This is a genomic window from Pseudomonas sp. FG35, assembly GCF_057809295.1.
The window spans coordinates 206,551-232,276 of the sequence record NZ_JBMDJR010000007.1 but is presented as its reverse complement, the minus strand read 5'-3'; the positions used below and the strand labels follow the sequence as shown (position 1 = coordinate 232,276).

Genomic DNA, 25,726 nt, shown 5'->3' with positions numbered 1-25,726 from the left:
CATGACACTCCGTTATCCACAGGTCTTGCTGTTGCTCTGTGCATTTACCGCGGTTTCGCCGGTGATCGCCGCTGACGGCGTCAAACTCGACACCCCGGTCGGCGGCTGGCGCAGCGGCGCGCCTGAAGGCGAGGGCGAGAGCTTTCGCCAGACCGTCAACTACCCGGCCTCCTCGGTGAACACCCCGCTCAGCCAGGCCAACACCGCCCGCATCAGCGGGGAAATCAAAGCCACACCGAAAAACAGAGAGCCCGGCCGCCTGATCGTCAACGGCGTCAGCATGCCGCTGAAAATCGACGACAGCGGCCGCTTCGACCGCCCGTTCTCCTTTCCCAACGGCAGCAACAGCGTCGAAGTCCGCAGCCCGGACGGCCAGCAACGGCACCGCACGCAGTTCCTCAACACCAGTGGCGGCGCTACTCCGGCAAAACTGCGGGTGTTGCTGGCGTGGGACAGCGATGGCACTGACCTCGACCTGCACTTGGTCACGCCTGATGGCGCGCACATCTGGTATGGCGATCGCGTTGCCCCCAATGGCGCTGCTCTGGATGTCGACGTGACCACCGGATACGGCCCGGAAATCTTCGCCATGCCGGCGCCGATCAAGGGGCAGTATCTGGTGTATGTGAATTATTTTGGCGGTGGGTATCGCGGTGATGATGAGGGTGGGGAAGAGGCGGTGCAGCCGTTGACCACCGCGCAGGTGACGGTGATTACGGAGGAGGGGACGCCTAGCGAGAAAATGGAGACTTTCATCGTGCCGATGCGGGCGGTGGGGGAATTGACGTTGGTGAAGTCGTTCAGTTATCCGTGAGGGTAATTGGGCAGCAGGTTGCTGCCCAATTTCAGAATTGATCCTGATGATTAACTGGCTCAGGGTTGGGACGACAGTCGATCCTGTGCAGTGTCATAAGCCGCCTCTCGCTCCCTCTTTCCGATAGCGACTACGAACACCACAATTTCGTGATCAATCACCTGATAAATCAGGCGATATCCAGCACTTTTCAGCTTCACCTTGTAGCAATCTGGCAGCTCGCGAAGCCTGTTGGCTTCTATGCGAGGATTCTTGAGAACCTCGGCGAGTTTCTTTTTGAACTGCTCGCGAATCGTATCGCCCAGCTTGTTCCATTCCTTCAATGCACGACGATCAAACTCGAGGTCATAGGTCATCCAGACTTACCTTGACTCGCTGAGGAGCGGCAAGACGTTCAGTGACCACGGCGATAAGCGCTTCATCTTCTTCGCTAATCAATGCCGCTTTGAATGGTAGTTTGCCCCGGTCCGCGACGTATTGAAGCGTTTGGCGCAGAAGCTCTGAGGGCGTCAGCCCGAGCTTTTCCAGCTCTGCGAAGGCGCGCTGTTTCAGTTCGTTGTCGATACGAATGTTGATGGATGCCATGATGAGTTACCTGTAATGACGTTTGTCTTTACGGTACTAGCGCGTTTGGTATCCGGCAAGCGGCGATTCAGATTTCGGACGGTAGGTTTGGCTTTTCAGCAGGCATTAAAAAGCCGGCTTGTGGCCGGCTTCTCGGGGACTGGCTTGGTTTATTTTTGGTAAACCGCGCCAGCCTTCAAAACGTACATCCGGATCTTGCGTCCGGCTGTGGGACTTGGTCAGACAGTGGTCTGCCGCGTCAGGCGTCATCTGGGCCGCTTGGCGGGTCGATGCGCGAATGTGGGGCGCAGGATACTGAGTTTTGTTGGGGATTCCCAGTCTCAAGTGCGGAATAGAGCGATTTCTGCGGCAGAAAACAGAGGTTTGTACCGGGTATCCGGTCCTCTTCTCGGGCAAGCCCGCTCCTACAACGTTCTGTGCTGGGGCCGGGAGTGATGGAGGATCAGAGAAACGGCACCACCGGCCGCCGCTTGCCCAGCGTCGACCACCAGAACACCCACCCCAACACATGAATCCTCTGCTCTTCGATCTGTGAGGCCCGGAAGATCTCGTCCGGGTATTCGGCGCTGTTGTGGCTGCGCAGGCGCAGGGCGTTGCCGGGCATGCGGTGCAGGTATTTGATACGCAACATGCCGTCGTGCTCAATGGCGTAGATTTCGCCGTCAACCACCTGGGTGAGGCCGCGGTCGATGGCGAGGGTGGAGCCGTCTTCGATTTTCTCGGCCATGCTGTTGCCGATCATGTGGGTGCAAATGGCGTCGGTGTAGCGGATTTCCAGTGTTTCGAGGTGACTGCGGGGCAGGCGGATGGTTTGCTCCGGGTCTTTTATGACATGGGTTTTGTCGGAGCCGGGGGCGACCGGGGTTTCTTTGTAGAGCGGCAATTCGATGTCGTTGGTTTCTAGCACCGTGTAGACGCCGCGAATGGCATGGGCATCGAGGATGTCGCCCGACTCCGTATGCAGGTGCGGGGCGTCTTTCGGGCCTTCGCCGGTCTTCAGCCATTGGCTGTTGACGGACAGCAGGCGCGCGACTTCTTCCATGCGGTACGCGGGTACGCCCCGGGTGTACCAGTTATGAACGTTTTGGGCTTCCGTGCCCCAGAACTTTGCGAATCCCGTGGTGGTGATGTTCGCAGCTTCCAGGAGTGCCTTGAATCTTGGACCGCTAGTGTTCTTTCTCATAAACACGAGTCTACGACCGGCCTAGAGCGGTTTGAATAAACCTTGCGTTCAAAATAAGGGCAAATTTTGCGACGGGATGTAAGGCGTGCTTGTGGGAAATTACACAGACTAAAACCTTTCTGTAGGCCGCCATAAACAGGCTGTTTAAGCCTCTGCCGGGCAGGCACAAAAAACCCCGGATCAACCGGGGTTTTCTTCAAGCGTGTCGCAGGTCGCGAGGCTTAGCCTTTGTAGGCAGCAACCGACTTGGTGATCGCGGCGCGGGCGGCGTCTGCACCGTCCCAGCCTTCGATTTTCACCCATTTGCCTTTTTCGAGATCTTTGTAGTTCGCGAAGAAGTGCTCGATCTGCTGGATCAGCAGGGCTGGCAGGTCGGTGTATTCCTTCACGTCCACGTACAGCTGGGACAGCTTGTCGTGTGGAACTGCGATGACTTTGGCATCGCCGCCGCCGTCGTCGGTCATGTTCAGGATGCCGACTGGACGCGCGCGGATCACCGAACCTGGAGCAACCGGGTAAGGGGTTACGACCAGCACGTCCAGCGGATCACCGTCGTCAGCCAGGGTGTTCGGGATGTAACCGTAGTTGGCCGGGTAGAACATCGGGGTGGCCATGAAACGGTCAACGAACAGGCAATCGCTGTCTTTGTCGATTTCGTATTTGATCGGCGCGTGGTTGGCCGGGATCTCGATCGCGACGTAGATGTCGTTCGGCAGGTCTTTGCCAGCCGGAATCTTGCTGTAGCTCATTGGGCGTTGCCCCCGTTAGTTGACCAAAAACACTTGGCCGGATTGACCAAAAAGTGGCGGCGATTATAGGCATATTCTGCCGTGGACGCCACGTACCGGAAGTCGTGCAGACCTTTACTCGTGAGCCTGATAGACCGGGTCGGTGGCCTGAAGTTGCTTCAGACGCGCCAACGGATCCTGGCGGTAGAAAAGCTGCAACTGCGCATACACCTGTGGATAAGCCTCGTGCAGCAGATCCGGAGCGCTGAAGAAGTACTCGCTGGTAACGGCGAAGAATTCGGCCGGGTTCTCGGCGGCATACGGGTCGATGGCAGTTTCGGCGTCGGGATGGCGGTCGAGCTGGCGGTTGAGGTCGTCGTAGGCCGCCTGCATCACCTCCGCCCAGTCGCTGACCCGCATGTCGGCGTGCAGCGGTGGCAGGCCGTTGGCGTCGCCGTTGAGCATGTCGAGTTTGTGCGCCAGTTCGTGGATCACCAGGTTGTAGCCTTCCCAGCCACCACTGGCCATCACGCCCGGCCAGGCGAGAATGATCGGCCCTTGCTGCCAGGCTTCGCCGCTGTGTTCGCCGTCCCACTCATGTTCGACACCACTGGCATCGCGATGGCGCTGGGGGCTGAGGAAATCGTCGGGGTAGAGGACGATTTCGTGGAAACCCTGATACCAGTTCAGATCGCCGAGATGCAAAAGCGGCAATTGGGCTTGGGCGGCGAGCAGCAGGCGTTGTTCCTGGTGCAGTTCGACGCCGGGCAGTGCGGTCAGGTGTTTGTCTTCGAGGAGCAGCACGCTGGCTTCGCGCAGCCACTGGTCTTCTGCGGCAGTGATGCCATCGAGAAAACTCAGGTGATGGCGCACCCGCTGCCACAGTTCGTCGGCAATCGGGTGTCTGGCCAGAATGCGCCGGCGGCGCCAGGCGCTCAGCGACCACATCGGCTTAGTGCGATTGGGCTTTGGTGCCGCCGAAACGGCTGCGAACCACGCCGATGATCATCGGAATCAGCGACAGCAGAATGATGCCGACCACCAGCAGCGACAGGTTCTTCTTGATGAACGGCACGTTGCCGAAGAAGTAGCCCAGCGTCACCAGACCGCCGACCCACAGAACCGTACCGAACACGCTGAACCCGAAGAAGCGCGGGTAAGGCATCTTCGCGACACCGGCGACGAACGGGGCAAAGGTGCGGATGATCGGCAGGAAGCGCGCCAGGGTTACAGTCTTGCCACCGTGTTTGTCGTAAAAGTCGTGGGTCTGTTGCAGATAGTCGCGGCGGAAGATCTTCGAATTTGGATTGCTGAACAGTTTTTCACCGGCCGTTCGCCCGATCACGTAGTTGGTGCTGTCGCCCAGGATTGCCGCGAGCATCAGCAGGCCCGCCAGCAATACCGGGTCCATGCCACCGCCTGCAGCCACTGCACCGGCAATGAACAGCAGGGAATCACCCGGCAGGAATGGCATTACCACCAGACCGGTCTCGCAGAAGATCACCAGAAACAGGATGGCGTAGATCCATGGCCCGTAATTGTTCACCAGCAGGTCGAGATAAACGTCGAGATGCAGGATAAGGTCGAGCGGGTTGAAATCCATGGAGGCACCTGTGGTGACGGCCTGACTCGGCAGACCTGTGCGGATGACTTCGTGTAAGCCTACAAGCGGGTGTAGTTTTTCTTACAAGCCGGAAAGCTCGGGATTATACGGTTTGAGAGGTGAAAAGCGCGTTGGTTTTGTAGCGGGGGATGTCGGTGTGAATAAATGTCGGGTTGGGATTCATTTTGGGGAGGGCGTCTGCTCCCTCCCCGCAGGACACCCCGGGATCAGAGCTCGTCGCTGATCGGCAGCACGTAGTTCTTGAACTCGGTGTCTTCCTTGAATCCGATGGATTCGTAGGTTTTCTGCGCCACTTCGTTGTCGGCACTGGTGGAGACGCGCATGCGCACGGCCTGGGTTTCCTTGGCCATTTTCTTGGCGGTGCGGATCAGGTTGTCGGCTACCAGCTGGCGGCGGGCGTCTTCGGCGACGTAGATGTCGTTGAGGATCCACACGCGCTTGAGCGACAGGGAGGAAAAGCTCGGGTAGAGCTGGCAGAAGCCCATGAGTTTCTTGTCGTCGTCATCGGCCAGGGCCAGGTAGATCACCGATTCCTTGCGTCGCAGGCGCTTTTCGAGAAAGGCCCGGGACGAGTCCGGATAGGGCAGGGAGCCGTAGAACTCGCGGTACTTAACGAACAACGGGGTCAGCAAATCCAGGTGTTCGAGGGTCGCTTGGATAATCCGCATGGTAGGTCTCGTCCTTCAAGTGTCTGTCTTCACGTGCTCTGACGGCGATGGGAAACCCGGGCGGCCGTGCATCGATCCTGCCTGAAACCGGCGCAGAAAGGCAATGCGGAAACGGTTCAGGCTGGGGGCGGATCGAGTAGGAAATTACTCTTCATGTCTGTACCGGCTTCCGATTCCAGCGTCTGAACCTGCGCTTCGTCCTTCAGATTGACGCCCGACAGCTGGCGCCGACAGGCTTCGCGCATCAGATACAGCAAGCGATGCGCCGCCATGCCATAGCTGAGCCCTTCCAGCCGCACATTGGAGATGCAGTTGCGGTAAGCATCCGTGAGGCCGACCTTTGGATTGTAGGTGAAATATAAACCCAGGCTGTCCGGTGAACTGAGGCCCGGACGCTCTCCAATCAGCATCACGACCATTTTCGCGCCCAGCAACTGGCCGATTTCATCGCCAATCGCCACTCGACCCTGTTCCACCAGCACTACCGGTGCAGTCGACCATTCATCGGCGCTCATCTGTTCCTCCAGGCGGGTGAGAAACGGCAGGGTGTGCCGATGCACCGCCAGCGCCGAGAGACCGTCCGCCACCACAATTACCAGATCCACACCGCCCGGATGCGCCTGGGCGTATTCGCGCAGAGTTTGCGCCGATTGATCGCTCAACTTGCGCCCCAGATCCGGGCGTTGCAGGTAGCTGTTGCGATCCACCGCCGCGCTGTGCAGCAGCAGACTTTCACGCTGGCGTTCATTCAGTTGAGCACTCAGCGCGGCGTGATCGAACGGCAAATGCACGGCGTCCCGCGCCTGGGCGTGGGCGTACTGGAAATCCAGCTGTGCACGGGTCGGCAGACTGGTGCCGGTACGACCGAGGGCAATGCGCGCCGGGGTCAGACGACGCAGCTCCAGCCATGGGTTTTGCGGATCGACGGGCGGTTTTTCCATCTGACTCATCCCAGTTGCGCCAAGGCCTGGCGGAAGGCCGGCGGCAGGTTGTTGCCAAAGCGGACCTTGCCGTCCGCCTGGGTGAAGATGCCCATCTTCGCCAGCCACTGTTCGAATTCCGGCGCCGGTTTCAGGCCCAGGGTCTGGCGCGCGTAGAGCGCGTCGTGGAACGAGGTGGTCTGGTAGTTGAGCATGATGTCGTCGGAGCCGGGGATGCCCATGATGAAGTTGATCCCCGCCACACCCAGCAGGGTCAGCAGGGTATCCATGTCGTCCTGATCGGCTTCGGCGTGGTTGGTGTAGCAGATGTCGCAGCCCATCGGCACGCCGAGCAGCTTGCCGCAGAAATGATCTTCGAGGCCGGCGCGGATGATCTGTTTGCCGTTGTAGAGGTATTCCGGGCCGATGAATCCCACGACGGTGTTCACCAGAAACGGCTTGAAATGCCGCGCCACGGCGTAGGCCCTTGTCTCGCAGGTCTGTTGATCGACGCCGTGGTGGGCGTTGGCCGACAGGGCGCTGCCCTGGCCGGTTTCGAAATACATCAGGTTCTGCCCGAGTGTGCCGCGATTGAGGCTCAGGCCCGCTTCATAACCCTCCTGCAAGATGTTCAGGTTGATGCCGAAACTGGCGTTGGCCGCTTCGGTGCCGGCAATCGACTGGAACACCAGATCCAGCGGCACACCACGGTTGACCGCTTCTATAGAGGTGGTGACGTGGGTCAGCACGCAGGCCTGGGTCGGAATGTCGTAGCGCTGGATGATCGCGTCGAGCATTTCCAGCATTGCGCAGATCGAGGCGATGCTGTCGGTGGCCGGGTTGATGCCGATCATCGCGTCGCCGTTACCGTACAGCAGACCGTCGAGAATGCTCGCGGCGATGCCGGACGGTTCGTCGGTCGGGTGATTGGGTTGCAGCCTTGTGGATAACCGCCCACGCAGGCCGAGGGTGCCGCGAAATTGGGTGACGACGCGGATCTTCTGCGCCACCAGCACCAGATCCTGCACGCGCATGATCTTCGACACGGCAGCGACCATTTCCGGTGTCAGGCCGGGGGCGAGGGCGCGCAGGCTCTGCTCATCGGCCGCTTCGCTCAGAAGCCAGTCGCGAAAGCCGCCAACCGTGAGATGGCTGACGACTGCGAAGGCCTGTTTGTCATGGCTGTCGATGATCAGTCGGGTGACCTCATCGGATTCGTAGGGAATCAGTGCTTCCTGCAGGAAATGTGTCAGCGGGATGTCGGCCAGCGCCATTTGCGCGGCGACTCGCTCCCCATCGTTAAGCGCGGCGACCCCCGCCAGGAAGTCTCCGGAGCGCGCCGGGCTGGCTTTGGCCATCACGTCCTTGAGGCTGTCGAAGCGGTAGGTCTGGGCGCCGACGGTATGGGCAAATGCGGCCATGGGGCGCGTTCCTCCTGAATGAATGCTTTTAGTGCGGGCACCGAGCCCGAGGCCCGATGCCGGTGCAGCTCAGTTAGCGTTTAGATACCTTCGAGCATAGCGTCTGCCGGTGCTTCGGAGCGTTGCTTGGCGGTCAACTGGAAGTACAGGTAGCCGGCGGCCATGAAACCCAGGAACACACAGCCGATCAGCGTGTTGAACCAGGCCATCGCCACCAGACACACTACGGCCAGGAACAGCGCGATGGCCGGCACCACCGGATAGCCCGGTGCGCGGAAGGTGCGTTCCAGGTTCGGCTCGGTTTTACGCAGTTTGAACAGGCTGAGCATGCTGATGATGTACATCACGATGGCGCCGAACACCGACATGGTGATCATCGCCGCCGTCAGGGTCATGCCTTGCAGATTGACCAGGCCGTCGCTGTAGATCGCCGCGATGCCGACCACGCCGCCGGCCAGGATCGCCCGGTGCGGGGTTTGGAAACGCGAGAGCTTGGCCAGGCCTTTGGGCAGATAACCGGCCCGGGCCAGGGCGAAGAACTGCCGCGAGTAGCCGAGGATGATCCCGTGGAAACTCGCCACCAGCCCGAACAGGCCGATCCAGACCAGCATGTGCATCCAGGTCGAGTTGTTGCCGACCACCGCTTTCATCGCCTGCGGCAGCGGGTCGTTGATGTTCGACAGTTGGCGCCAGTCGCCGACGCCGCCGGCCATCACCATCACGCCGATGGCCAGGAACACCAGGGTCAGGATGCCACTGACGTAGGCCCGTGGAATCGTGCGTTTCGGGTCCTTGGCTTCCTCGGCCGCCATGGCTGCGCCTTCGATGGCGAGGAAGAACCAGATCGCGAAGGGAATCGCCGCGAAAATGCCCGGAATCGAACCCATCGTGAATTCATTGGCGCCTGACCAGCCGTTCAAAACGAAGTTGCTGAAGCTGAAGCCCGGCGCGACCACGCCCATGAACACCAGCAGTTCGGCGACGGCGAGCACGGTCACCACCAGCTCAAAGGTCGCGGCGATGCTGACGCCAAGGATGTTCAGGGTCATGAACACGAAATACGCGCCGACCGCCGCGAGTTTGGGATCGAGCCCCGGATATTGCACATTCAGATAGGCGCCGATGGCCATGGCAATGGCGGGCGGGGCAAACACGAATTCGATCAGGGTGGCGATGCCGGCGATCAATCCGCCTTTCTCGCCGAACGCCCGACGGCTGTAGGCAAACGGCCCGCCCGCGTGGGGAATCGCGGTGGTCAGCTCGGTGAAACTGAAGATAAAGCAGGTGTACATGGTCGCGACCATCAGGGCCGTGACCAGGAAACCCAGGGTTCCCGCTGTGCCCCAGCCGTAACTCCAGCCGAAGTATTCGCCGGAGATCACCAGGCCGACGGCAATGCCCCAGAGGTGCAGGGTGCCGAGTGTGGGTTTGAGCTGTGTGGTGGAAGTCATAAGTCCTCTCTGTCTTTTTTATTGTTCGATCTGTTGGACTTTCGGGTGCAGCGGTTGAGTGGGTGGATGCTGTTCACGCAGCGGCAGTGTTCAGGCAAATCCTGAATGACGGGTACGCAAGGCCCGTGCCAGAGCGGCCAGGCCAAGGATTGTCATCGGGATTAAAAGGGCGACATCGATAGTTCGGTGTCGCCCGGTTTTTTAGAAGAAGCCCAGCGGGTTGATGTCGTAGCTCACCAGCAGGTTTTTGGTCTGCTGGTAGTGGTCGAGCATCATCTTGTGGGTTTCACGGCCGACGCCGGACTTCTTGTACCCGCCGAACGCGGCGTGCGCCGGGTACAGGTGGTAGCAGTTGGTCCACACGCGACCCGCCTTGATGGCGCGGCCCATGCGATAGGCGCGGTTGATGTCGCGGGTCCAGAGGCCGGCGCCCAGGCCGAACTCGGTATCGTTGGCGATCGCCAGGGCTTCGGCTTCGTCCTTGAACGTGGTGATGCTCACCACCGGGCCGAAGATTTCTTCCTGGAACACACGCATTTTGTTGGTGCCCTTGAGCAGGGTCGGCTGGATGTAGTAACCGGAAGCCAGGTTGCCTTCGAGTTTTTCCACCTTGCCGCCGGTCAGCAGCTCGGCACCTTCGCCCTTGGCGATTTCCAGGTACGAAAGGATCTTGTCGAATTGCTGCTCGGACGCCTGGGCGCCGACCATGGTGTCGGTGTCGAGCGGGTCGCCACGTTTGATCTGGCTGACCTTCATCATCACCGCTTCCATGAACTGCGGATAGATCGACTCCTGAACCAGTGCGCGGGAAGGGCAGGTGCAGACTTCGCCCTGGTTGAAGAACGCCAGCACGAGGCCTTCGGCGGCTTTTTCAATGAAGCTTGGCTCGGCCTGCATGATGTCTTCGAAGAAGATGTTCGGCGACTTGCCGCCCAGCTCAACGGTGGACGGAATGATGTTTTCGGCGGCGCACTTCATGATGTGCGAGCCGACCGGAGTCGAGCCGGTGAAGGCGATCTTGGCGATGCGTTTGCTGGTGGCCAGGGCTTCGCCGGCTTCTTTGCCGAACCCTTGCACCACGTTGAGCACGCCCGGCGGCAGCAGGTCGCCGATCAGTTCCAGCAGCACGCTGATGCCCAGCGGGGTTTGCTCGGCAGGTTTGAGCACCACGCAGTTGCCGGCGGCCAGGGCCGGGGCGAGTTTCCACGCGGCCATCAGGATCGGGAAGTTCCACGGGATGATCTGGCCGACCACACCTAGCGGTTCATGAATGTGATAGGCGACGGTATTGCCGTCGATCTCGGCAGCACTGCCTTCCTGGGCGCGCAGACACCCGGCGAAGTAACGGAAGTGGTCGGCGGCCAGCGGGATGTCGGCGTTGAGGGTTTCGCGGATGGCTTTGCCGTTGTCCCAGGTTTCGGTGATCGCCAGGGTTTCGAGGTTCTGTTCGATGCGGTCGGCGATTTTCAGCAGGATCAGCGAACGGGCCTGGGCGGAAGTCGAGCCCCAGGCATCGGCAGCGGCATGGGCGGCGTCCAGAGCTTTTTCGATGTCTTCGGCCGTGGAACGCGGGAATTCGGCAATTGGCTGGCCATTTACTGGCGAGGTGTTGGTGAAGTACTGACCTTTGACAGGCGCGACGAACTCGCCGCCGATGTAGTTACCGTACTTGCTCTTGAACGAGACTTTGGCGCCTTCAGTACCGGGGTGAGCGTAACGCATGATGTTCTCCTTGGCTGTTGTACTTATCAGAGAGACGCGCATGAGCGCTTGCTATAAGCGTAGAGCAAAGGTCGGGCCACTGCCGTGCAGGTCAGGCAAATCAAGGCTTTGCGAGATTTGTGTCGGACAAGTGGCAAGCGTCTGTGGCGGTATTGGTACAGCCTGGGTGACAGTTTGTACCGCTTCTGGCACAACCCGTGACCGGGCGGTCTTGCCAGCATTGCAAAGACCGGTTGGCTGGAGGATGCTGGGCACCACTTCACGCATGGGCCGATGAGCCTCGGGGAGAATAATAAGAAATGCACGACAACCATTTGAGTCGCCATGCCCAACAGGTTCTCACCGTCACCCAGGGCAAGCCGCACCTGCATGGCCCCGGTGCCGACCCGTCGATTGCCCGCTCGTGGCTGCGTTGTCTTGAGGACTATCACCTCGACCCGGCCCTGACCATGGCGCCGACCGTGCTAGAACACGGTCGTGTCCTCGAAAGCCGCGAACGGCTGCAACAGGTGTTGCAGATCGCCGGCAATGAAATGAGCAGCCTGCATCAACAACTCTCCGGCGCCGGCCATGCGGTACTGCTGACCGACGCACGCGGGGTGATCCTCAACTGCGTCACCGCCCCCGCCGAACGCAAGATTTTCGAACGCGCCGGCCTGTGGCTGGGCTCCGACTGGAGCGAGGCCTGCGAGGGCACCAACGGGATCGGCACTTGCCTCGTTGAACGTCAGGCCCTGACGATTCATCAGGATGAACACTTTCGCGGCCGCCATACCGGCCTGACCTGCTCGGCGAGCCCGGTGTTCGACCCGCACGGCGAACTGCTGGCGGTGCTTGATGTTTCCTCGGCCCGGCCTGACGTCTCGCGGCAGAGCCAGTTCCACACCATGGCGCTGGTCAATTTGTCGGCGAAGATGATCGAGAGCTGTTATTTCCTGCGCTGTTTCGATAACCAATGGCTGTTGCGATTCCATCTTCAGGCCGAGTCCGTCGGGCTGTTCAGCGAAGGGTTGCTGGCGTTTGACGGGGAAGGGCGGATCAGTGCGGTCAATCAGAGTGCCTTGAACCTGCTCGGCCATATTCGCGGTGGTTTGCTGGGCAAACCGGTGGAGGCGTTTTTCGATTGTTCGCTGGATGAGTTGCTCGGGCGTGCCAGTGCCAATGCCAGCGCCAGTTGGCCGCTGCGCACCCGTGACGGGCGGCATCTGTTTGCGGTGCTGCGCGGTGAGACCCGCCGGCCGCTGCCGGTCGCGCCAGCTCCCGCGCCTGTGGAAGCGCCGCGTCTTGCCGGGATTTGCCTGGGGGATGCGGCGTTGCAGGCGGATTTCCGCAAGTCGCTGCGGGTGTTCGAGCGTGACGTTCCGCTGCTGATCAATGGTGAAACCGGCTCCGGCAAGGAAGCGTTCGCCAAGGCTGTGCATAACGCCAGTCAACGTGCCGGCAAAGCCTTCGTTGCCCTCAACTGCGCGGCGATTCCCGAAAGCCTGATCGAGAGCGAACTGTTCGGCTATCGCGGCGGCAGCTTCACCGGCGCGCGCAAGGACGGTATGCGCGGCAAGTTGCAGCAGGCCGATGGCGGCACGCTGTTCCTCGATGAAATCGGCGACATGCCGCTGGCTCTGCAAACCCGTCTGCTGCGGGTGCTGGAAGACCGGCAAGTGGTGCCGATTGGCGGCGAGCCGGAAGCGGTCAACGTGCGGATCATCAGCGCCACCCACCGCAATCTGCTGGAACGGGTCGGCGATGGCAGTTTCCGTGAAGACCTTTACTACCGGCTCAACGGGCTGGAAGTGGCGCTGCCACCATTGCGCGAGCGCAGTGACAAATCGCAGCTGCTCGATTTTCTGCTGGCCGAAGAGGCGGGCGGGGAAACGATTCTGATCGAAGAACCGGCGCGCCAGGCGTTGCTGCGGTTCAACTGGCCGGGCAATGTGCGGCAGTTGCGCAATGTGCTGCGCACGCTGGCGGCGTTGTGCGATGAAGGGCGGATCGGGCTGGATGATCTGCCCGCGATGTTTCGGCAGGTTCAGCCACTGTTGGTAAAAGCCGATGAAGCGTCATCCGCACAACCGCTGGAAGATGCCGAGCGACTGGCGTTGCTCAATGCGCTGGAACACTCGCGCTGGCACATGACCCTCACGGCGCAGCAACTGGGCGTCAGCCGCAATACGCTCTATAGAAAGCTGCGCAAGCACGGGATTGCCCGAACCGCTTGAGCCACCGAAAACGAGGATGCGGTTTTCCCCTGCCTGGGCTACCCTGCGGCCATGTTTTACGAGGTCGACTATGCACATTCATATTCTGGGTATCTGCGGGACTTTCATGGGCTCGATGGCGGTTCTGGCCAAAGAGCTGGGCCATCACGTGACGGGCTCCGATGCCAACGTCTATCCGCCGATGAGCACCCAGCTCGAAGCTCAGGGCATTCAGTTGACCCAGGGCTACGACCCGGCGCAGCTTGATCCGGCACCGGATCTGGTGGTGATCGGCAACGCCATGTCCCGCGGCAATCCGGCAGTGGAATATGTGCTGAACAAAGGCCTGCCGTACGTTTCCGGCCCGCAATGGCTGGCCGACCATGTGCTGCAAGGTCGCTGGGTGCTGGCGGTTGCCGGTACGCACGGCAAGACCACCACCAGCAGCATGCTCGCCTGGGTACTGGAACACGCCGGCATGAGCCCGGGCTTCCTGATCGGCGGCGTGCCGCAGAACTTCTCGGTGTCGGCACGTCTGGGTGGTACGCCGTTCTTCGTGATCGAGGCTGACGAATACGACAGCGCGTTCTTCGACAAGCGATCGAAGTTTGTCCACTACCGTCCGCGCACGGCGATCCTTAACAACCTTGAGTTCGATCATGCCGACATCTTCCCTGATCTGCCGGCCATCGAGCGGCAGTTCCACCACTTGGTGCGGACCATTCCGAGCGAAGGTCTGGTGATCCATCCGACCACCGAACCGGCCCTGCAACGTGTGATCGAGATGGGCTGCTGGACCCCGGTGCAAACCACCGGTGCCGGCGGTCAGTGGCAGGTCAAGTTGCTGAAGGACGACGGCTCGGCGTTTGAAGTGATGTTCGAAGGCGTGTCCCAAGGCGTGGTCGAGTGGGAGTTGACCGGTCAGCACAACGTTGCCAACGCCCTGGCCACTCTGGCCGCGGCGCGTCATGTCGGCGTTGTACCGTCGATGGGCATCGCCGGGTTGAGCGCGTTCAAGAGCGTGAAACGCCGGATGGAGAAAGTCGCGGAAGTTCGGGAAATCACCATCTACGATGACTTCGCCCACCACCCGACCGCGATTGCCACCACCCTTGATGGCCTGCGCAAACGTATCGGCGATGCGCCGCTGATCGCGATCATCGAGCCGCGCTCCAACTCGATGAAGCTCGGCGCCCACCGTGACGGTCTGCCGGACAGCGTGGTCGATGCCGATCAAGTGATCTGGTACGCCCCGGCCAACCTCGGTTGGGATCTGGCAGGCACCGCCGCGTTGTGCACCGTGCCGTCGATCGTCAGTGATTCGCTGGAAGGCATCATTGAGCGCGTGAAGAGCCAGGCTCAGCCCGGCACTCACGTGGTGATCATGAGCAACGGCGGCTTCGGCGGCCTGCACGGCAAACTCGCCGAGGCGTTGAAATGAACAGCAACGGCCCAGAACGCATCACACTGGCGATGACCGGCGCGTCCGGCGCCCAGTACGGCTTGCGCCTGCTGGATTGCCTGGTGCGCGAGGATCGCGAGGTGCACTTCCTGATCTCCAAGGCTGCGCAATTGGTGATGGCCACCGAGACCGACGTGGCGTTGCCGGCCAAGCCGCAAATGATGCAGGCGTTCCTCACCGAATACACCGGCGCGGCTGCCGGGCAGATCCGCGTGTACGGCAAGGAAGACTGGATGTCACCGGTGGCCTCGGGTTCCGGCGCCCCGGCCGCCATGGTGGTGGTGCCATGCTCGACCGGCACCTTGTCGGCCATTGCCACCGGCGCCTGCAACAACCTGATCGAACGGGCGGCGGACGTGACGTTGAAGGAACGTCGCCAGTTGATTCTGGTGCCGCGCGAAGCGCCGTATTCGAGCATTCATCTGGAACACATGCTCAAGTTGTCGAACATGGGCGTGACCATCCTGCCGGCCTCACCGGGTTTCTATCACCAACCACAGACGATTGATGACCTGATCGATTTCGTGGTGGCGCGGATTCTCAATCTGCTGGGCATTCCCCAGGACATGCTGCCGCGCTGGGGCGAACACCATCTGAGCAGCGATGAATAAGCTGCTGGCTGCTGTGTTGCTGATGGCGCTGGCCCTGCAACTGACCGGCTGCGCCACCGCGCGCACGCTGGATGCCGCCAAGCCCGGCGCGCCGGTGGTGTATTCCGGCACACGGCTGGATCTGTATGCGATGAATGGCGGGTGTTGTGCGATGGACCGGTTTGGCGCCGAGGCACCTAGCTATCCCGGTGTGGATCTGCCGGCCAGCGCGTTGCTCGATACGCTGCTGTTGCCGTTGTCGTTGCTGACAGTGATCGGCGTAGGCTTTCAGGCGACAGGCGGGCTCTAAAAAGATCGCAGCCGATGGCTGCGATTTTTTGTTTTTACTTGCCGAGCTTTCTCAATTCATCTGACTCGACGATCCGCACTCCGTCCTGTTCCTCAAGCGCCAACCGCCACATGGCGCGGGCCAGTTGGCAGGCTTCGATACCGCGGTATTTGCCGGGAATCAATTTGGAGAATGGCGCGGCAAGCTGTTCGCCCAGACGGGGCTCGCTGCGTTCGCCAAGCAACAGCGATGGCCGGCAGATGGTCAGTTGCGGCCAGTCCTGCGCGCGCAACGCGTATTCCATCTCGCCTTTGACCCGGTTGTAGAAAATCGAGGACCGACGATCGGCCCCCAGGGCGCTGATCACGATCAGGTGCCTTGCGCCCATTTCCCGGGCGCGCTTGGCGAACGCCACCACCATGTCCAGATCCACGGCGCGAAACGCCTCTTCAGAGCCAGCCTGTTTGATGGTGGTGCCGAGGCAGCAATACGCGATGTCGACCCGGCCGGCCAGTTGTGGAAGGAACGTCTGTGGATCGCCGACCGGGTTTTCCAGATGCGGATGTTCCGCCAGCGGCCGGCGTGAGGGGGCAAGGACGCGGCTGATCGTCGGCTCGTTGAGCAGACGGTCGAGCAGATGTTCACCGGTTAATCCGGTGGCTCCGGCAAGCAAGACATGCTGAGGCGTCAAGTACATAGTGTCTCTCCCTTGATACTGTTCAGCTTAGTTGCTCTTTGTCGCTCCGTCGTTCAACGCAGCACTTTGCAAGGCTTTTCTCGCTTGCTGTTTACGCAGCAGTTGCCAGTGCGCCAGCACGGTTTTCGGCGCCCAGATCTGCGGTTCAGAGGCTTCGAAATTGTCCGCCAGTTCGCGCTCGGCGACGGTGGCCTTGGCCAGTTTGAAGGCTTGTTCCAGGTCGTCGGTCTGGTTCAGCGCCTGTGCAAACAGGGCATCGCCGAAGTAGGTGAAGTTGGCCTCCTCGGAGCAGCCGAACGACACGCGATCGGCGCGCGAGGCGGTCATGATCAGCGTGCGTTCATCCTTCAACGCCGGAATGAAGCCCCCGGAATAGCACGAGGAAATGACAATGATCTTGTCGCGGTTCTTCAGCGGTGCGAGCACGGCGGCGAGTTCGTCGGCGGGCAGGTCGGCCAGCTCCATCCGCGGTTGGTCGAGCACCAGCTCGTGTTCGGCAGTGCCGTGGCTGGTCAGGTAAATGAAAACCAGATCTTCCGGACCGCTGCGTTCGGCCAGGGTCAGGGCTGCGCGGCGCAGGTTCTCGCGAGTGGCCATCGGCCGGTCGCCGAGGTGGTCGCGATGGTTGACCAGGCGAATCTGGCCAAACGCGCCGAAACGGCTGGTGAGCATGTTGGCCACGTAATCGGATTCGCGCAGGAACACGCTCTGCTTGCCGTCGCCGCCGAGGGTCAGGGTGTACAGCTCCACTGCCGGGGTCGAGGCCGGTACATTGGCCAGCGCTTCATCAAGCAGGCGACCCTGGGCCAGCAGGCCGAGTTCGAGGGTGTCCGGCAGTAATTTGCCGTCGGCATCGCGTACCCGCTGGCCGTTGATCCAGGTGCCGCTGAGCACGCTGCCATCGGTGAGCACCAAGGTGCCGCGTCCGGAATAGCTGTCGCTGTCGAATCCGCCGATGTAGAAACTGCCATCGGATAGGTTCAGGCGACCCTGACCGCTGAAGCGCCAGTCGTTGAAGTAGCCGATGTAGTGGCTGCCGTCGGCGCCGATCAGTTCGCCCTTGCCGGTCAGCGCGCCCTCCTTGAACTGCCCGAGCCACACATCGCCGTCGGCGTTTTCGTAGCGGCCCTTGCCGTGCAGTTGATTGTTCTTGAAGCCGCCGACGTAGATGTCGCCGTCGGCACTGTTGAAGGTGCCGTTGCCTTCGAGCTGGCCATTGACGAAGTGGCCGGTGAACTGATTGCCGCTGGCATCGCCGCGCTGGCCTTCGCCGTTGGGTTTGCCGTGGGCAAACTGGCCTTGATAGGAACTGCCGTCATCCAGCTCCAGCCGGCCAAGTCCGGAATACTGGTCGGCTTTGAACTCGCCGCGATAGGTCATCGCGTTTTCTTTGAGGGTGCCTTCGCCTTCGCGCCGACCCTGCTTGAAACCGCCGGTGTAGCTGCCTGCCGTGGTGGTCAATGTGCCTTGGCCGTCGAACAGCCCTTGCTGGAAGTTGCCGCGATAGACCTCGCCATTGCTGCCATGCCATTCGCCCTGGCCATGCCATTGCCCCTTGTCGAACGCCCCGGCGTACCAGCTGCCGTTGGGGTAGTCGACCCGGCCCTGACCTTGCAGCAAGCCATCGACCAGTTCACCGCGATAGCGGCCGCCGTCGGGCAGGCGCGCATCCGGCGGCAACAGCGATTCGCCGTCGCCACACGCGGCCAGCAACAGGGTCAAGGCAAGGGGAGCAAGAGGGGCGAATGAGCGCATAGCGGGATCCGGGCAATTAGGCGACCGAGTATGCCGCAGCTATGTGACCTTATACAGCCGGCAGGGAGGAGCGGATGCGAAACAGCGTGAGCCGTTTCGCATCCAGGCGCTTAAACGAAGCAGAGCGACAGCGGTTCGGCGATGTAGGCCGGTTTGTCCGAGCCCTCGATCTCCAGGGTGGCGGTGGCCTTGAGCAGCCACTGGCCAGGTTTCTTCTCGGTCACTTCACCGAGGTCGACCTTGAGGCGGACCTTGGAATTGACCTTGACCGGCTGGATGAAGCGCACGCTGTCCAGACCGTAGTTGACCACCATCTTCACGCCTTGCGGCAGGATCAGGATGTCTTCCATCAGTTTCGGGATCAGCGACAACGACAGGAAACCGTGTGCAATGGTGCTGCCAAATGGCGTTTGCGCGGCTTTGACCGGGTCGACATGGATGAACTGGTAATCCCCGGTGGCTTCGGCGAACAGGTTGATGCGCTCCTGGTCGATGGTGAGCCATTCGGAACGTCCGAGTTCCTTGCCGACATAATCTTTGAGCTCTGCAACGGGAACATAGGGCATTGAGACTCTCCTTGGGTTCATCGGTTTTATAGTTTTTCAGGTGGGGGATTTGACCGCCCTGCGAACCACTGTAGATCATCATGGCGATTTGCTCAGGTCAACCGACCATGCTTTTGGCGAATGCCGATCCATAGCGCAGGCGTGCTTATAATGCCGACGACTTGCGGGTTGGAAAGTAAGACGGAGATGTCGGATGTTGCTACGTGGCCTGACGTGGCTGGTGCTGTTTCAATTGCTCGGCACGGCCCTCAATCATTTGCTGTTGCCGGTGCTGCCGGGGCCGATCATCGGCCTTTTGCTGTTGCTGGTATTCCTGATCGTGCGCGGTGAAGTCGGCGAGCCGTTGAACCTTGCGGCCGGCAGTCTGTTGCGTTACCTGCCGTTGCTGCTGGTGCCGCCAGCGGTGGGTGTGATGGTGTATGCCACGGCGATTGCCGCGGATTTCTGGGCCATCGTCGGTGCGCTGGTGGTGTCGCTGATTCTGTCGATGGCCTTCGCCGGCGTGCTGATGCAACGGCTGGTCAAGCGTCACGCGCCGCCTTCGGAGGAATCCTGATGCTGTTCGACTGGCAAGGTGCCTGGGCTTCGGTGATTCACCACCCCCTGTTCGGTATCGGCATCACGTTGGGTGCCTATCAACTGGTGCTGGCGGCGTTCGAGAAAACCCGCTGGATCTTCCTGCAACCGGTGCTGGTCTCGATGCTGTTGGTGATCGGCGTGCTGGTCGGCTGCGGCCTGACTTATGCCGAGTACCGCAAGAGCACCGAGATCCTCAGTATTCTGCTGGGTCCGGCGACCGTTGCGCTGGCGGTGCCGCTCTATCTGAATCTGCGACGCATCCGCCAATTGTTCTGGCCGATTTTTACTACGCTGGTGATAGGTGGCGTGGTCGCCACGGGCATGGGCGTGGCGCTGGGCTGGTGGTTCGGTGCCGATCACATGATCCTGATGACCATGGCGCCCAAGTCGGTCACCTCGCCGATCGCCATGCTCGTGGCCGAGCAGATCGGCGGTGTCGCGGCACTGGCGGCGGTGTTCGTGCTGATTACCGGGGTGATCGGTGCGATCTTCGGCCCGGCGCTGCTGACCCGTCTCGGCGTGCACAGCCCGGAGGCGCGCGGCATGGCGCTGGGCATGACCGCGCATGCGGTCGGCACGTCGGTGGCCTTGCAGGAAAGCGATGAGTGCGGCGCCTTCGCGGCACTGGCGATGAGTCTGATGGGCGTGGCCACGGCGGTGTTCCTGCCGTTGGCGGTGTCGATGGTGGTGTAAGGAAATGTCTATGAGTCTGCCGCTTTTTCCGCTGAACACGGTGCTGTTTCCCGGCTGCAATCTGGATTTGCAGATCTTCGAGGCGCGCTACCTGGACATGATCGGCCGCTGCATGAAACAGGGCGGCGGGTTCGGCGTGGTGTGCATCCTTGAGGGCAGCGAAGTCGGCGTCGCGCCGGAAGGTTTCGCCATGGTCGGCTGCGAAGCGCGCATCACCGATTTCCAGCAGCAGGACAACGGACTGCTGGGCATCCGGGTGCAGGGCGGGCGGCGCTTCATCGTGCAGCGCACTGAAGTGCAACGCGACCAATTGATCGTGGCCGAGGTCGAGTGGCTGGACGAAGAGCCCGAACAACCGTTGCAGGATGAAGACGCCGATCTGGTGGCGTTGCTCAAGGCCCTGGCCGAGCACCCGATGGTCGAGGCGCTGAACATGGGTATCGAGGCTGCCGGGCAGCAGTCATTGGCCAATCAGCTGGCTTATCTGCTGCCGTTTGCCGAGGAAGACAAGATCGACCTGCTGCAACTCGATGATCCGCAGCAGCGGCTGGATGCGATCCAGGCGCTGCTCGATGAGTTGCAGGGCGAGCTGTTTGCCTAGAGCCAAAAACGCTATTCGGGCCAGATGATGTCGTTGGCGAACCACTCCTTGTCCTTGCCCAGTGTCAGTACCGGCTTGCCGGCCTGGGCGACCTTGTCGATCAGGGCATCGTATTCGTATCGGTTGTCGACGCCTTGATGGGTCCGCGCTTCTATTTCATTGCGCTGTCGATAACCTGCCTCATAAGCGATGTCATCGACTTTCGCAGCGCGAGTGAGGGTGGAGTCGAGCAGCCAGAGGCGTTCCGATTCGATGCCCCGTTTCGACGTTGAAATCAGCGCTTCAAGTTCATCCTCCGGGAACCACGCACCCTTGTTCCTGGCGGCGTTGTTGAGCAGATGATTCTCTTCTCTCAGGACGACTTCCATTTTTCGCGTGTCGATGACGTACGCAAATATGATCGTCTGATCGTGCCGGACGGTTTCGTAATTGCGTTCGGAGTCGAGTTCCACATCCGAAGCCTCGGACCAGTCATTGTCGGATTCCCCTGATTCATTGTCGGGGTCACCGGGCTTGCGTCCGGGGTATTTGTTTTTCTGGTTGTTGTAGAGCAGATACTCCGGATCGGGGTAGCCCGTGCCTCTGCCTGCATATCGCTCAACCCGCTTCAGACTGACGGTTGCGCTGATCGGTTTCTCGGTGGTTGCTCCACGAGGATGCTTGAGCCGCGGCAACATCCGGTCATCGTTGTAGAACTCGAAGGGCGTCCGTTCATCGGCCCGGAACAGGGCCGGGATGTCTGTGCGGTACAGGACGTCGCTGCCGTTGCGCAGGTAGCCCAGCCTTGCAAGGAATCCGTCGAGGAATTCGCGACTGACGCTTTCGCTGAAATCGCCATAGTCCCCCAGATGACTGAGCAACAGCCTGCCGTTTCTCAGTGGCAGGAGCAGGGGCTCTATTTCCTGATGCAATGCGTCGTAGCGTGCAGGGTCGTCCGCGTTCAGTGACCGGCTCTTGTGCTGTGCGACCCATTCCGGAAGCGCTGACGGATGGGCAATCAGGTCGTCGCGCAGTCGGACGTGCTGGAGAGGAGACAGGTTGTACGAGCGCAATTCCATGACCCGTTCGCCTTGAGTCATCTGCGGATGCAGCCGTGCGAAATGTGTATCCAGCAATTCGGACGTGGCTGCGTTCAATTGTGCGGGCATCGACGTGATTCGCGGCTGTTTGGCCAGTGTGGCTTCCGCCCTGTGTCCATCTTCGGGAATGGGGCGTTTCAGCGGGCTCGCCGAATCTGCCGCTTGAGCCGGACTCCATGTCGTTTCACCGACATTTCTGTAGAGCGCAGGTCCGGGCGCAAGCTTTTTGTACAGATCCATTGCCCGATAAGTGCCCAGGTGCGGGTCGAACTCCACGTATACGGTACCGTTGTCTTTCACATCGACAAACTTGCGTCCGACGATATGGCGCAAGCCTTCTTCATTGGCTGGTTGCATGTTACGCAGCAGGCCGGGGTTCAACAGATAGTCGCTCAACACGACTGCCGATTCTCGGGGCAGGCCCGGCAAGTCCGAGACCTGGATTCTTGAAAGGCCGGGTATCGCTGCGGATGGCTGTTGATGACCCGGGTTCCGGTTGCCTGATATCACCGACTCGGACAGTGAATGTTGTGACTGTGGGGGCTGATCCGGTGGCCGCAGTCGGGGAGGTAAAGCCGAAGTATCGACGGATGTGTTGATCCTGGAAGGGGTTGATAGTGAGGGGGCTTTGGGCCGCATGGTGTCATTCCTTGACGATGGACAGGTGTTCGATCGATATCACACGGGACGGCTCGCTTTCGAGTCTCCAGATGTCGGTGGCTACGTTGTAAAAAATCCTGCCGGGAGCAGCATCGTGCAAGCGCAGGTTCAGGATCTGCAAGTCACTGCTTTCAAGCTCGTCGCGACGCTGGTGATCCTGTGCGTCCTGAACCAGCGCATCAATTGTCGAGTAGGCCCGGGCATCGGCAGTGCAGAGGCCGATCACCTCGAACAGGGCATTGATCCGGTAACGGTTCCCCGATGAGATCGCCACCTCGACGGTTTCCAGTGGCAGTAGTGGATCATTGCTGTCTGGCAGGTGGACGTGAACGCTGCCGATCCTGATCAGGTCATTCTTGATGCTGAGGTCGCGCAGAGTGATTTTTTCAGGCAGAAGATGGGTATGAATGAGCCACGTGGAGGAGCCGGAAAGTCTGGCCTCGGCGTCGGCGGTGGACAAGCGTATGGAGAGATTGCTGGCAGGAAAAAGTTCATAACTTGCCGATCTTCCTTCCAGCCAGTAGGTCGCGTTGTGTTCGGTGGCCAGAAAATCAACCCGTTGCGGCGTGTTCTTCAAGGAGCGCTTGCTGACAGACGGTCTGACGAACAGGTATCGACCTGCCCGCTCGCGTAATGAGGCACGACTTTCAATGACCCGGTAGCCCGGGTTCCTTGCATCCTCCAGATAGGTGTTCCGAGGATAGTCCAGACGATAGGAAACGCCATTTCGCATCACCAGGGTCAAGGGATGATTCATTGCCCACCCGGCGGCGATGTTGCCGGCGCCCATGTCGCTTTTCCGGTCCCGGCTTCCGATCACGTTTCCATGCAGCGAGAGCCGGGCTCCCCGAGCGAAGGTCAGGGTGAAATGGACATTGTCGTAATCGAGGAATGTGAACGCCTCCGTCTCCGTGATGCTCACGACATAAGTGGCACTGACGCTGACAATTTCCTCGCTGTCGAAATCGATATACACGGTGCTGTGCGAAGGAAGGCCGTCTTTCGGGGTGATCAGGGCTGCGCGACGGATCTGGCGGGAAACGAAATACTGGGAGTGTGCTTGAGCCGAAACTACGTGCGGATGATCGTTGATCTGCACCGGAGACGCCTTGGGTACGCCTGATGTGAGGATTGTGACGCTGACGGGCAGATCGCCGGACTCCGGAATCTCGGTGGGCCAATCCGGCTGCAAGTGAAAACCGTCCTGGGTAATGAACGCCCATTTGTCGTGATGCAGGATGCGTTTGCCATCGATGGTCTGGTAAGCGTTCTCCAGTATCAGTTCGCGCCTGGGCGACCGGAGATCATCGTCTCGAAGTGACTCGATCACCAGCGCGTTCTGCCGGACGAACCAGCGCTGGACGGCTTCAAGCGATACGCCCAGATAGATCTTGCTCGGCTCCAGACCGTCCTCGGTGATGGAGATCTTGTGGCACATCGGGTCGAGATAATAGGTATCACTGCCGCGACCGCCATCGACTGTGGCATTCAGACCACGTACGGATATCTGATCGTCCCCGGCACCGGCATCGACGTGATCGTTGCCATTGGCCGCAATGATGTCCGCCTGATCGGAGCCGGTGACCCGATTGGTTGCGCCGGCAAGTGTTTCGACCTTTTCGATGGACTTGAGCGTCGAATGCAGTACCGGTTCAAGTCCCGGGCTCGCGGGGCGCAACGCCAGCCTTCCACGTTTCAGATCGATGTCATAACCGAGGTGGCGGGGTGGGTCGGGAATATGGTCGAGGTGTTTGTGCGTGCCTTGAAGCCACAACAGATCGATTCCGTCGCCCCCCGACAGCTCGCTGGCCCTGATCGGATCGTAGGAGAGTGCTTCTGACGCTGTCTGAAACACAAAGGAGTCGTTTCTGTCGCCACCGCTCAGGGATTTGCGGCCTGTGGTGTAGCTGAAGAAGTTTGGCTTGTCCTTGGCACCCTGCACCGTGTCATGGCCACCGCCCAGATTCCAGAAAACCCCTTTGGCAGGGTCACTTTTCGTTATGGAGACGACGGAATCCGAATCCGGTAAACCGTCTCGCGTGTCATACGAGTCGTCCGTGTCTTTGATGAGGGGCAGGTTTTCGATGGTGTAGGGTGTTTCGCCCTTGTCTTCGTCCCATTGGTAACGATAGATACGGGTGGGTTGCAGTGTCACCTCGAATCGACCGTTGACAATGACGTCGACGGTTTCCCTGAATTCATTGGCCAGCCAGTGAAGGCTGCGGGTTTTCAGGGCTTTGGCGTAGTCGGCGGTGGTCTTGGCGATCAGGTAGCGATCCATGAGCGCCTTGTCCTGATCCTGTCCGGTGAACGCAAACCAGCCGGCCCGCCAGCGCTCGTTCACCGTCAGCTCGATGTAATCGTCGATGTCGTCGACGGCTCGCACGGCACCATAGATTCTTGCCCCGACAATCATTATCGCGGCGGCGGCAATGCCCAGCGGACCCGCTGCCTGGAACCCTGTCAATGCCGCGCAGCCAAGTGCCAGGGACAATGCGCCGCTGAACACGCTCAGTCCACCCGTCACGTACAGATCCTGAGCTTCCTTGCCCTGAGCCTTGGCGGCATCGTTGAAGGACTTGATCGCGATATAGATATCGAAAGGTAGCGTCAGCACGCTGGCGATCAGCCCGGCCCCGCGGCATAGCCACTTGCCCATGGAAGTCCTGCCGAATTGTTCGAAGGCCATGGATCCCTGGCGGATCATTTGCTCCCCGCTCTTGCTCAGGGCGTACTCCACGCCCAGAGAGGTGATTTCCGCGACGCCTCCACCAACATTGATCAGCGCTTCACCTGTGTCGCCCTTCTTGAGGGCATCGATAGCACCGATGTAAGCGCTGTAGAGTCCATACGCCTGCATGCCGACACCCATGCTGGTCATTCCGCGGCTTTTGGCTTTGTCGACCCAGTCCGGCAGGTGCTCGGGCAGCGGGTCTCGACGAATGTCGAGGCGTTGGGTGGCGTTCAGTAAATGGTTGATCTTGTTCATGGCGTCAGCAAACTCGCCGGTGGGCATCTCGCGCATGAGCGGTGCCGCATCGGGGGAGCGTTGGGTGACGATTTCGTACAGCAGGGGCGGGATCTGCAGGTTTTCGGGCGAGGGTACGGCTCTCATCCGTTGTTCCATTTGAACGGTGTCGAATTCCAGCGAATCGATGAATGCCTGGTCAGGGTCGGCAAAGTAGGTATTGGCCGCCGATAGGGTTTGCCCATCGATTCGGACGCCCAAGGCCTGGAGTGTCTGGCGACTGACACTGAATTCACCGATACGCAACGGGCCGAACAGCTCGTCCAGGTCTGCGAGCCCCGGCTTTTGGCCCGAGGGCGGGGGGCTGTACTGGATGGCTTGATCCAGTCGGGTGGTCAGGTCGGATATTTTGATTGGCGCTGACGGTCGGTCAGCCCGGGGAGGGTGGATCGGTTGATTCATCAAAGTCATTGCTC

General features: G+C 60.4%; 24 protein-coding genes. 8 read left to right on the top strand and 16 right to left on the bottom strand.

Features of this window, described 5'->3' with window-relative positions:
• Window position 1: 1 nt before the first annotated feature.
• A complete protein-coding gene (locus tag ACODTD_RS16150; protein ID WP_489105007.1) occupies window positions 2-814 on the top strand; it encodes a YfaP family protein in 813 nt (270 codons plus the stop codon).
• 59 nt (window positions 815-873) lie between these two features.
• Here the strand turns inward: ACODTD_RS16150 and ACODTD_RS16145 are convergent, their stop codons facing one another.
• The 11 genes from ACODTD_RS16145 to exaC all read right to left on the bottom strand — a co-directional run bounded on the left by ACODTD_RS16145 (window position 874) and on the right by exaC (window position 11,116).
• A complete protein-coding gene (locus tag ACODTD_RS16145) occupies window positions 874-1,170 on the bottom strand; it encodes a type II toxin-antitoxin system RelE family toxin (RefSeq protein ID WP_169432089.1) in 297 nt (98 codons plus the stop codon).
• Window positions 1,160-1,399: a type II toxin-antitoxin system RelB/DinJ family antitoxin gene (locus ACODTD_RS16140; protein WP_285357863.1), complete on the bottom strand. Its 240-nt coding sequence runs from the start codon at window positions 1,397-1,399 to the stop codon at window positions 1,160-1,162. The genes ACODTD_RS16145 and ACODTD_RS16140 overlap by 11 nt, the downstream gene beginning before the upstream one ends.
• 442 nt (window positions 1,400-1,841) lie before the next feature.
• Window positions 1,842-2,582, bottom strand: a complete 741-nt coding sequence (locus ACODTD_RS16135; protein WP_011336120.1) for a S24 family peptidase — start codon at window positions 2,580-2,582, stop codon at window positions 1,842-1,844.
• A gap of 221 nt (window positions 2,583-2,803) precedes the next feature.
• Window positions 2,804-3,331 carry an inorganic diphosphatase gene (gene ppa, locus ACODTD_RS16130; RefSeq protein ID WP_007933577.1) on the bottom strand — a complete coding sequence of 176 codons (528 nt, stop codon included), beginning with the start codon at window positions 3,329-3,331 and terminating at the stop codon, window positions 2,804-2,806.
• Between the two features lie 114 nt (window positions 3,332-3,445).
• On the bottom strand, window positions 3,446-4,258 hold the full coding sequence (locus ACODTD_RS16125) for a M90 family metallopeptidase (protein WP_201818762.1): 813 nt from the start codon (window positions 4,256-4,258) through the stop codon (window positions 3,446-3,448).
• Between the two features lie 4 nt (window positions 4,259-4,262).
• The gene (locus tag ACODTD_RS16120; protein ID WP_011336118.1) at window positions 4,263-4,913 is read right to left on the bottom strand and encodes a DedA family protein; all 651 of its coding nucleotides are present in this window, start codon (window positions 4,911-4,913) and stop codon (window positions 4,263-4,265) included.
• A 227-nt stretch (window positions 4,914-5,140) separates the two neighbouring features.
• Window positions 5,141-5,602 (bottom strand): GNAT family N-acetyltransferase, encoded by a 462-nt coding sequence (locus ACODTD_RS16115; protein ID WP_007958617.1) that lies wholly within the window; start codon window positions 5,600-5,602, stop codon window positions 5,141-5,143.
• Window positions 5,603-5,718: 116 nt separating this feature from the next.
• Window positions 5,719-6,552: an ethanolamine ammonia-lyase subunit EutC gene (gene eutC / locus ACODTD_RS16110; protein ID WP_373423147.1), complete on the bottom strand. Its 834-nt coding sequence runs from the start codon at window positions 6,550-6,552 to the stop codon at window positions 5,719-5,721.
• Window positions 6,549-7,943 (bottom strand): ethanolamine ammonia-lyase subunit EutB, encoded by a 1,395-nt coding sequence (locus tag ACODTD_RS16105; RefSeq protein ID WP_201818760.1) that lies wholly within the window; start codon window positions 7,941-7,943, stop codon window positions 6,549-6,551. The genes eutC and ACODTD_RS16105 overlap by 4 nt, the downstream gene beginning before the upstream one ends.
• Before the next feature lie 80 nt (window positions 7,944-8,023).
• The gene (gene eat / locus ACODTD_RS16100) at window positions 8,024-9,394 is read right to left on the bottom strand and encodes an ethanolamine permease (RefSeq protein WP_011336115.1); all 1,371 of its coding nucleotides are present in this window, start codon (window positions 9,392-9,394) and stop codon (window positions 8,024-8,026) included.
• A 201-nt stretch (window positions 9,395-9,595) separates the two neighbouring features.
• Complete coding sequence (gene exaC, locus ACODTD_RS16095; protein WP_201818758.1) at window positions 9,596-11,116, bottom strand: acetaldehyde dehydrogenase ExaC; 1,521 nt, start codon at window positions 11,114-11,116, stop codon at window positions 9,596-9,598.
• A 299-nt stretch (window positions 11,117-11,415) separates the two neighbouring features.
• On the opposite strand from exaC, the gene ACODTD_RS16090 reads away from it, so the two are divergent.
• The 4 genes from ACODTD_RS16090 to ACODTD_RS16075 all read left to right on the top strand — a co-directional run bounded on the left by ACODTD_RS16090 (window position 11,416) and on the right by ACODTD_RS16075 (window position 15,673).
• On the top strand, window positions 11,416-13,332 hold the full coding sequence (locus tag ACODTD_RS16090) for a sigma-54-dependent Fis family transcriptional regulator (protein WP_201818757.1): 1,917 nt from the start codon (window positions 11,416-11,418) through the stop codon (window positions 13,330-13,332).
• 70 nt (window positions 13,333-13,402) lie between these two features.
• On the top strand, window positions 13,403-14,752 hold the full coding sequence (gene mpl, locus ACODTD_RS16085) for a UDP-N-acetylmuramate:L-alanyl-gamma-D-glutamyl-meso-diaminopimelate ligase (protein WP_201818755.1): 1,350 nt from the start codon (window positions 13,403-13,405) through the stop codon (window positions 14,750-14,752).
• Window positions 14,749-15,384: a flavin prenyltransferase UbiX gene (ubiX, locus tag ACODTD_RS16080; RefSeq protein ID WP_201818753.1), complete on the top strand. Its 636-nt coding sequence runs from the start codon at window positions 14,749-14,751 to the stop codon at window positions 15,382-15,384. The genes mpl and ubiX overlap by 4 nt, the downstream gene beginning before the upstream one ends.
• The gene (locus ACODTD_RS16075) at window positions 15,377-15,673 is read left to right on the top strand and encodes a YceK/YidQ family lipoprotein (RefSeq protein WP_011336111.1); all 297 of its coding nucleotides are present in this window, start codon (window positions 15,377-15,379) and stop codon (window positions 15,671-15,673) included. The genes ubiX and ACODTD_RS16075 overlap by 8 nt, the downstream gene beginning before the upstream one ends.
• 34 nt (window positions 15,674-15,707) lie before the next feature.
• Here ACODTD_RS16075 and ACODTD_RS16070 read toward each other — a convergent pair whose 3' ends face one another.
• From ACODTD_RS16070 to ACODTD_RS16060, 3 genes are all read right to left on the bottom strand, one after another.
• Window positions 15,708-16,349 (bottom strand): oxidoreductase, encoded by a 642-nt coding sequence (locus ACODTD_RS16070; protein ID WP_011336110.1) that lies wholly within the window; start codon window positions 16,347-16,349, stop codon window positions 15,708-15,710.
• Between the two features lie 27 nt (window positions 16,350-16,376).
• Complete coding sequence (locus ACODTD_RS16065; protein ID WP_201818751.1) at window positions 16,377-18,104, bottom strand: C13 family peptidase; 1,728 nt, start codon at window positions 18,102-18,104, stop codon at window positions 16,377-16,379.
• Between the two features lie 110 nt (window positions 18,105-18,214).
• Window positions 18,215-18,670, bottom strand: a complete 456-nt coding sequence (locus ACODTD_RS16060; protein WP_007909575.1) for a MaoC family dehydratase — start codon at window positions 18,668-18,670, stop codon at window positions 18,215-18,217.
• 193 nt (window positions 18,671-18,863) lie between these two features.
• On the opposite strand from ACODTD_RS16060, the gene ACODTD_RS16055 reads away from it, so the two are divergent.
• The 3 genes from ACODTD_RS16055 to ACODTD_RS16045 are packed head-to-tail and all read left to right on the top strand — an operon-like array spanning window position 18,864 to window position 20,543.
• Complete coding sequence (locus ACODTD_RS16055) at window positions 18,864-19,226, top strand: CidA/LrgA family protein (RefSeq protein ID WP_085654991.1); 363 nt, start codon at window positions 18,864-18,866, stop codon at window positions 19,224-19,226.
• Entirely contained in the window at window positions 19,226-19,942 is a 717-nt protein-coding gene (locus ACODTD_RS16050; protein ID WP_007958637.1) for an LrgB family protein, read from the top strand. The genes ACODTD_RS16055 and ACODTD_RS16050 overlap by 1 nt, the downstream gene beginning before the upstream one ends.
• Window positions 19,943-19,952: 10 nt before the next feature.
• Window positions 19,953-20,543 carry an LON peptidase substrate-binding domain-containing protein gene (locus ACODTD_RS16045; RefSeq protein ID WP_007958639.1) on the top strand — a complete coding sequence of 197 codons (591 nt, stop codon included), beginning with the start codon at window positions 19,953-19,955 and terminating at the stop codon, window positions 20,541-20,543.
• A gap of 11 nt (window positions 20,544-20,554) precedes the next feature.
• On the opposite strand, the gene ACODTD_RS16040 is transcribed toward ACODTD_RS16045, so the two are convergent.
• Together ACODTD_RS16040 and ACODTD_RS16035 are read right to left on the bottom strand one after the other, a co-directional pair.
• Window positions 20,555-22,021, bottom strand: a complete 1,467-nt coding sequence (locus ACODTD_RS16040; RefSeq protein ID WP_238383043.1) for a hypothetical protein — start codon at window positions 22,019-22,021, stop codon at window positions 20,555-20,557.
• Window positions 22,022-22,265: 244 nt separating this feature from the next.
• Complete coding sequence (locus ACODTD_RS16035; RefSeq protein ID WP_236676574.1) at window positions 22,266-25,712, bottom strand: calcium-binding protein; 3,447 nt, start codon at window positions 25,710-25,712, stop codon at window positions 22,266-22,268.
• Between the last annotated feature and the right edge of the window lie 14 nt (window positions 25,713-25,726).

Bases quoted from the DNA above. Each gene is read 5' to 3' on its own strand.
- ACODTD_RS16150 (WP_489105007.1), top strand. From the start codon at position 2: ATGACACTCCGTTATCCACAGGTCTTGCTGTTGCTCTGTGCATTTACC.
- ACODTD_RS16145 (WP_169432089.1), bottom strand. From the start codon at position 1,170: ATGACCTATGACCTCGAGTTTGATCGTCGTGCATTGAAGGAATGGAAC.
- ACODTD_RS16140 (WP_285357863.1), bottom strand. From the start codon at position 1,399: ATGGCATCCATCAACATTCGTATCGACAACGAACTGAAACAGCGCGCC.
- ACODTD_RS16135 (WP_011336120.1), bottom strand. From the start codon at position 2,582: ATGAGAAAGAACACTAGCGGTCCAAGATTCAAGGCACTCCTGGAAGCT.
- ppa (WP_007933577.1), bottom strand. From the start codon at position 3,331: ATGAGCTACAGCAAGATTCCGGCTGGCAAAGACCTGCCGAACGACATC.
- ACODTD_RS16125 (WP_201818762.1), bottom strand. From the start codon at position 4,258: ATGTGGTCGCTGAGCGCCTGGCGCCGCCGGCGCATTCTGGCCAGACAC.
- ACODTD_RS16120 (WP_011336118.1), bottom strand. From the start codon at position 4,913: ATGGATTTCAACCCGCTCGACCTTATCCTGCATCTCGACGTTTATCTC.
- ACODTD_RS16115 (WP_007958617.1), bottom strand. From the start codon at position 5,602: ATGCGGATTATCCAAGCGACCCTCGAACACCTGGATTTGCTGACCCCG.
- eutC (WP_373423147.1), bottom strand. From the start codon at position 6,552: ATGAGTCAGATGGAAAAACCGCCCGTCGATCCGCAAAACCCATGGCTG.
- ACODTD_RS16105 (WP_201818760.1), bottom strand. From the start codon at position 7,943: ATGGCCGCATTTGCCCATACCGTCGGCGCCCAGACCTACCGCTTCGAC.
- eat (WP_011336115.1), bottom strand. From the start codon at position 9,394: ATGACTTCCACCACACAGCTCAAACCCACACTCGGCACCCTGCACCTC.
- exaC (WP_201818758.1), bottom strand. From the start codon at position 11,116: ATGCGTTACGCTCACCCCGGTACTGAAGGCGCCAAAGTCTCGTTCAAG.
- ACODTD_RS16090 (WP_201818757.1), top strand. From the start codon at position 11,416: ATGCACGACAACCATTTGAGTCGCCATGCCCAACAGGTTCTCACCGTC.
- mpl (WP_201818755.1), top strand. From the start codon at position 13,403: ATGCACATTCATATTCTGGGTATCTGCGGGACTTTCATGGGCTCGATG.
- ubiX (WP_201818753.1), top strand. From the start codon at position 14,749: ATGAACAGCAACGGCCCAGAACGCATCACACTGGCGATGACCGGCGCG.
- ACODTD_RS16075 (WP_011336111.1), top strand. From the start codon at position 15,377: ATGAATAAGCTGCTGGCTGCTGTGTTGCTGATGGCGCTGGCCCTGCAA.
- ACODTD_RS16070 (WP_011336110.1), bottom strand. From the start codon at position 16,349: ATGTACTTGACGCCTCAGCATGTCTTGCTTGCCGGAGCCACCGGATTA.
- ACODTD_RS16065 (WP_201818751.1), bottom strand. From the start codon at position 18,104: ATGCGCTCATTCGCCCCTCTTGCTCCCCTTGCCTTGACCCTGTTGCTG.
- ACODTD_RS16060 (WP_007909575.1), bottom strand. From the start codon at position 18,670: ATGCCCTATGTTCCCGTTGCAGAGCTCAAAGATTATGTCGGCAAGGAA.
- ACODTD_RS16055 (WP_085654991.1), top strand. From the start codon at position 18,864: ATGTTGCTACGTGGCCTGACGTGGCTGGTGCTGTTTCAATTGCTCGGC.
- ACODTD_RS16050 (WP_007958637.1), top strand. From the start codon at position 19,226: ATGCTGTTCGACTGGCAAGGTGCCTGGGCTTCGGTGATTCACCACCCC.
- ACODTD_RS16045 (WP_007958639.1), top strand. From the start codon at position 19,953: ATGAGTCTGCCGCTTTTTCCGCTGAACACGGTGCTGTTTCCCGGCTGC.
- ACODTD_RS16035 (WP_236676574.1), bottom strand. From the start codon at position 25,712: ATGAATCAACCGATCCACCCTCCCCGGGCTGACCGACCGTCAGCGCCA.